Raw genomic sequence first — 6,134 nt, forward strand, 5'->3', positions numbered from 1 at the left:
TATAAGCCAAGGCAGCATTTTATTTAAACAAGCACAAGAGAAGTGACATGGAAAAATTTTCGCTGGCAAAAGACAAAATTAAGATCCTGCTGCTGGAAGGCTTACACCAAAGTGCGGTACAAACCTTTAAAGATCAGGGTTATACCAATATCGAGTATCTGAAAACTTCCTTGCCGGAAGATGAACTCATTGAGCGCATTAAAGATGTGCATTTTATTGGTATTCGCTCACGTACCCAGCTTACCGAAAATGTACTGGAAGCTGCCAGCAAGCTGGTGGCTATTGGTTGTTTTTGTATCGGTACTAACCAGGTTGATTTAAACGCCGCGCTAAAGCGCGCTGTACCGGTGTTTAATGCGCCCTTCTCTAATACCCGTTCGGTAGCCGAGCTGGTGCTGGGGCAAATTATTATGCTGTTGCGTGGTATTCCGCAGCGCAACGCCGCCGCCCACCGTGGCGAGTGGTTAAAAACGGCCGATCAATCTTTTGAAGCCCGTGGTAAAACTCTGGGTATTATCGGTTACGGCCATATCGGTACTCAGCTAAGTATTATGGCTGAGCAACTGGGTATGCGCGTGCAGTTTTACGACATCGAGAGCAAACTGGTATTGGGTAATGCTACCCAGGTCGATTTAGCCACGGTGTTGAAAAGCTCGGATGTGATTAGCTTACACGTGCCAGAAACCGCGCAGACGCAAAATATGATTGGCGAAGCCGAATTTGCGTTAATGAAGCATGGCGCTATCTTAATTAATGCCTCGCGCGGTACTGTGGTTGATATTGATGCCCTAACCGCAGCGCTTAGCAGTAAACAACTGGCCGGCGCCGCTATCGATGTGTTCCCGGTAGAGCCTAAAGGCAATAATGAGGAATTTGTGTCGCCGCTGCGCCAGTTTGATAACGTGATCCTAACCCCGCATATCGGTGGTTCAACCCAGGAAGCACAGGAAAACATCGGCTTTGAAGTGGCGGGTAAATTGGTGAAATACAGTGATAATGGTTCAACGCTGTCAGCCGTGAATTTCCCAGAGGTATCCCTACCTGAGCATAAAGATCGCGCGCGTTTGCTGCATATCCACAAAAACCAGCCAGGTATGCTGACTAAGATCAACGAAGCCTTTGCTAAGCACAATGTGAATATCGCTGGCCAATATCTGCAAACTAATCAGGAAATTGGTTATGTGGTTATTGATATTGATTCTGCCGATCGTGAACTGGCCTTAAATGAGCTAAAAGCGATTCCGGGTACCTTAAGAGCACGGGTACTGCATTAATTTGCTGTTGTAGCATAGCTAAACGAAAAACAGGGGCTTTATAGCCCCTATTTTTATGCTGTTTTTGCCCAACTTTTTTATCGCGACAGCGGTGTGTTGCATCCTTGTATCACCGGCTGTCACTGTAATACTGCTTCGTAAAGCAATATTTTGCTGCCTATTTAGCTACCGATAATACCGCCGTCATCTTTGGTAATAATTACCGTGGCTGAGCGTGGCCGACTTGTGCCGCCCGCAGGCCAATTGCTGGTAAAGTTCGTCGCGGTAGAGCGATCCCCCGGATGCTGAATATTCACAAACATAGTGCGATGATCGGGCGTCATAATAACCCCGGTGACTTCACAATCTGTTGGGCCAACTAAAAAGCGTTTAATTTGCCGGCTTTGTGGATCGGCGACCAACATCTGGTTATTGCCGTAGGGGCCACTGCTTTGCTGCGAGCCGCTCATGTCGGTTTGGATCCATAACAAGCCATTGTTATCAAACCATAAACCGTCTGGGCTAGCTAAGTGATTATCGGCCGTTAACACTAAGTCGGTGCCTGGCGTTGCGGTCCCTACATCGCCCGCCAGCAAGAAAATGTCCCAATCAAACTGCACGGCGGCAATGCTGTTGCGTTCTTTCCAGCGAATAATATGACCGGTTGTGTTATTCGCTCTTGGGTTTGCCGGATCGACATTCGCTTCGGTACGTGCGGTATTGTTGGTCAGTGTAAAATAAACCTCTGAGGTTTCTGGGTGTACCGCCCCCCACTCAGGTCTATCCATCTTGGTGGCACCCGCCACATCTGCCGCTAAACGGGTATTCAATAACACATCCGCTTGATCGCTAAATACCACACCAGCCACCGCCGCTTTTGCCACAAACTCCGGATTGTTGATATCCAACGCTAACCAGTCACCAGAGCCATCGGCGTTAAAACGCGCGACATAGAGGGTACCTTCATTTAACAAGTGCCCACCCGCCGTATTTTTAAAATACGGTGCTTTGGAAACATATTTATAGATATATTCATCACGGGCATCGTCGCCAGAATAGGCTACCAGTGGCTCGCCTTCGGTAACATTGGCAAACACAATGCCCTCATGCGCAAAGCGGCCCAGCGCGGTGCGCTTTTGCGGCACGCTATCGGGATTAAAGGGGTCGATTTCGACAATCCAACCAAAGGTATTAGGCTCGTTGCGATAATCTTCGCTAGCAGAAGCCGCAATAGTTGAGGCATTAAAGCGACTAAAACGGTCAGCCGTAGGCGTTGCGGTTTCCCAAAAGTAACGCCCATTGCTGCGCCCTACGCCATAGCGGCGGTGCTCGCGAACCTGTGTTTCATCGCTATTCATAAAGTAGCCGGCCCAGTTTTCCTCGGCGGTGAGGTAAGTTCCCCAAGGAGTATAACCATGAGCACAGTTATTCAAGGTTCCGCGGGTGCGGCTGCCATCCGGGCTGTATTTTGTCACCACCTTGGCATGGCCTCGCACTGGTCCAGCGAGCTCCATCGGGGTTTCGCCGGTGATCCGCCGATTAAAAGGGCTGTTAGCAACCACTTGCCATTCGCCCTGGGCGGTTTTTTCAATATGCACTACGCTAACACCATGGGCAGCAATTTCTTTTGCGGTTTGCTCGGCAGGTCGGGGTAAAACCGGGCCTTGTGGATGCAATACATTGGGTTCAACATACTCATGATTCATTACCAATAAGCCTTCGGTGGAGCTTTCACCACCACTACGAACATTTATTGGGAAAAAGTGCATACCATCATGGTTCATGCCCATTTGCATGGCTTGTTCCACTGCAGTGTTGCTGGCATCTTCCAAAAAATCTGGGTAAGTACCAGCGATAGGCGTACCCCAGGCTAAGAACGGCTTAGCCGTATAGCCAGCAGGTACGGTAATAGCATCGGCACGATTAGCGGCAATGGCAGCAAAACCTAATAACACTGGCGCTGGTGGCACACTTACCGGTGGCGAAGGTTCGGCAGTATCACTACTGTTACAACCGGTTAAGCCTACACCGAGAATGCCCGACACCGCAGCGGCTAAACTGCCTTTTAAAAAGCTGCGTCTTGCCATACGCTTTTCCAGTACATCCTGAAAAGAGGCGTTGGCGGAACAGTTAGAGATAGGATCGATACCGGAATTATCGATGATAGCCGGCGAATTTTGATTGGTCATACTGTAGACTCCTGCGATTGATCTAATAATAATTTCGCAAAGATTGAAACAGCAGAAGATGAAAGCTTTATGACGATTTAATGTTGTTTTTAATACGCTTTTTGCTTTATGTCAGAATGAGTAAACCAAAGAGGCTGAGGTTTCAGTATCTAAGGTTTCTAAACTTCCTTCGGGTCGTGAGTTGTAGTGAGCGCTAAAACTGAGGCGCATTCCTAAGCGACCATTAATTTGTGAAGTTAAGGTGGAGCGGCTGGTAAACATGGAGTTCTCACCATCTAAGGATACATTGCCTTCGAAAGTCTGACGAAAACGACTACCCTTATAAATCTCTTGCTCCAAATTAGCCGCTAAAAACCAAATTAAGCCTTTGGTTGTATTGCCCGCAGCACTCTCGCGATAAGCAAAACCCGGCCCAGTTTCTAGATCCAGGTAGTTAGTTTGTTGTTCATAAATACGATTAGCGTAACCGGTGGCAAGTGAACCTTGCTGCCGAAAAGCACCGAACATATCGTAGGCATAAGCACCGCGACCAAAGAAAGATTGGGTACCTGTTAAGAATTTATAATTACTTTGCCCAGACAAAGCATAACGTTTTACTGTTGTTTGTTTAGTGATATCACCACTAGTAGTATCAGTGTATTGATTGTTTTGCACCCGTCCCTGAATGTTGTAGCGATTTCTGAAGTAAACCGTATCATGTACCATTTCAGTTGCAACGCGCCAACCCCGAGCTTCGGTATTACCATCCATAAATAAAAAACCGAGCTCAATATCGCCGGTAATAGTACCAAGAATACCTAAATCGATTAAACCTGGTAAGGTTATTTCATCCGCTTCGGGCTCTTCATTTGCCAAAGCAGCAAAGGAAAATAGCCCTAATAAAAGTAGTAAAACAGGCATGTTTGGCAGCAATCTATCATCAGTTAATTTTTAATATTAATAAAAACGCCTGGCTAACCAGGCGCTTTCTAAAACCTGCTTAAGCGTTTTCCGCGCGTTGTCGAATGTACTCCAGCGCCAGCTCAATTCGGGCTAAAGCACGTTCTTTACCTATTAGCTGTAAGGTCACATCCAGTGCAGGTGAATTGCCGCCTCCGGTCACGGCAACCCGTAACGGCATCCCCACTTTGCCCATACCTAAACCCAGTGCCTCTGCCGCAGCGTTAATTTGCTGATGAATGGCTTCAGTGGTCCAGCTTTCCAGTTCAGCCAGTTTGGCTTTTACTAAAGCTAAAGGTTCCGCAGCAACGCCTCTTAAATGCTTTTTAGCGGCATTTTCTTCAAACTCAGCAAAGTCTTCGTAGAAATAACGGCTTACCTCTACCAGTTCTTTTAAGGTTTTTACCCGCTCAGCTTGCACTGTAATCACATCAGTAATGGCGGGTCCTTGCTCAGTATTCAGCTGTTGCTCGGCCAGGTGCCAGGCCAGTTGCTTGGCAACCTGCTCTACCGGCAAGGTTTTCATATAGTGCTGATTTAACCAAATTAACTTGTCGGTGTTAAAGGCCGATGGGGCACGGTTACAAGCAGACAGGTCGAATAACTGCACCATTTCATCTAAGCTGAAAATTTCCTGATCGCCATTTGACCATCCCAAGCGCACTAAATAGTTTAGCAGGGCCTCCGGTAAGAAACCGTTGTCACGGTATTGCATAACACCAACGGCACCATGACGCTTAGATAGGCGTTTGCCATCATCACCTAAAATCATTGGTACATGAGCATACTTGGGAATATCAGCACCTAATGCAGCTAAAATATTCATTTGCCGTGGTGTGTTGTTAACATGATCATCACCGCGAATAACGTGGGTAATGCCCATCTTCCAGTCATCGACCACAACAGTAAGATTATAAGTTGGAGTGCCGTCGCTGCGGGCGATAATCAGATCGTCTAGCTCAGCGTTAGCGATCTCTATCCGGCCTTTAATTAAGTCGTCAATAACTACTACGCCATCCAGCGGGTTTTTAAAGCGGATCACGTAGGGCTTATCGGCTGGATGATCGGTACGGTCACGCCACATGCCATTATATTTTGGCTTTTCCCCCGCTGCCATTTGTGCTTCGCGCATGGCATCAACTTCTTCTACCGTGCAAAAGCATTTATAGGCTTTGCCCTCAGCCAGTAATTGCGCGACCACTTCTTTGTATAAATCGAAACGCTTGGTCTGATAATAAGGACCTTCGTCGTGATCCAACCCTAACCATTGCATGCCTTCTAAAATGGCATCTACCGAGGCTTGAGTAGAGCGTTCTAAATCGGTGTCTTCAATCCGCAGAATAAATTTACCGCCATTTTTACGGGCATATAACCAGCTAAATAAAGCTGTACGGGCACCACCTACATGTAAATAGCCAGTTGGGCTTGGCGCAAAACGGGTCACTAAAGACATAATTTTTCCATTTCTGACAGAACAAGACTAAGGCCGCTATTGTAGCAATGCGCGCCTGCGGATGCACCCAAGCATGCCAATTAGACTGCGAATATTTTCACATTTTTGTTGCTAATTTAGCTGAAGCGGCCTTTACTGATTAATTTTACGGCAAGCAAACCCAATTTTAGAAAATAAAGTTGACACTGTTTTCTCGCTCCCTATAATGAGCGCCATCACAGCGTGGATTGTTAGCTCAGCTGGGAGAGCACCGCCCTTACAAGGCGGGGGTCACTGGTTCGAACCCAGTACAATCCACCA

General features: G+C 47.2%; 4 protein-coding genes and 1 tRNA gene. 2 read left to right on the forward strand and 3 right to left on the reverse strand.

The window, feature by feature from the left end; all coding sequences use genetic code 11:
- The first annotated feature begins 47 nt into the window (after positions 1 to 47).
- Positions 48 to 1,274, forward strand: coding sequence for a phosphoglycerate dehydrogenase (gene serA / locus IE163_RS04720; protein ID WP_189430749.1), 1,227 nt, complete (start codon positions 48 to 50; stop codon positions 1,272 to 1,274).
- A gap of 161 nt (positions 1,275 to 1,435) precedes the next feature.
- Here serA and IE163_RS04725 read toward each other — a convergent pair whose 3' ends face one another.
- The 3 genes from IE163_RS04725 to gltX form a co-directional block, all read right to left on the reverse strand.
- Positions 1,436 to 3,442 (reverse strand): PhoX family protein, encoded by a 2,007-nt coding sequence (locus IE163_RS04725; RefSeq protein WP_189430751.1) that lies wholly within the window; start codon positions 3,440 to 3,442, stop codon positions 1,436 to 1,438.
- Between the two features lie 111 nt (positions 3,443 to 3,553).
- A complete protein-coding gene (locus IE163_RS04730; protein ID WP_189430754.1) occupies positions 3,554 to 4,342 on the reverse strand; it encodes a DUF481 domain-containing protein in 789 nt (262 codons plus the stop codon).
- A 79-nt stretch (positions 4,343 to 4,421) separates the two neighbouring features.
- Complete coding sequence (gene gltX, locus IE163_RS04735; RefSeq protein WP_189430755.1) at positions 4,422 to 5,834, reverse strand: glutamate--tRNA ligase; 1,413 nt, start codon at positions 5,832 to 5,834, stop codon at positions 4,422 to 4,424.
- A gap of 224 nt (positions 5,835 to 6,058) precedes the next feature.
- On the opposite strand from gltX, the gene IE163_RS04740 reads away from it, so the two are divergent.
- A tRNA-Val gene (locus IE163_RS04740) sits at positions 6,059 to 6,134 on the forward strand.

It is taken from the genome of Alishewanella longhuensis (genome assembly GCF_014653435.1).
GTDB lineage: Bacteria > Pseudomonadota > Gammaproteobacteria > Enterobacterales > Alteromonadaceae > Alishewanella > Alishewanella longhuensis.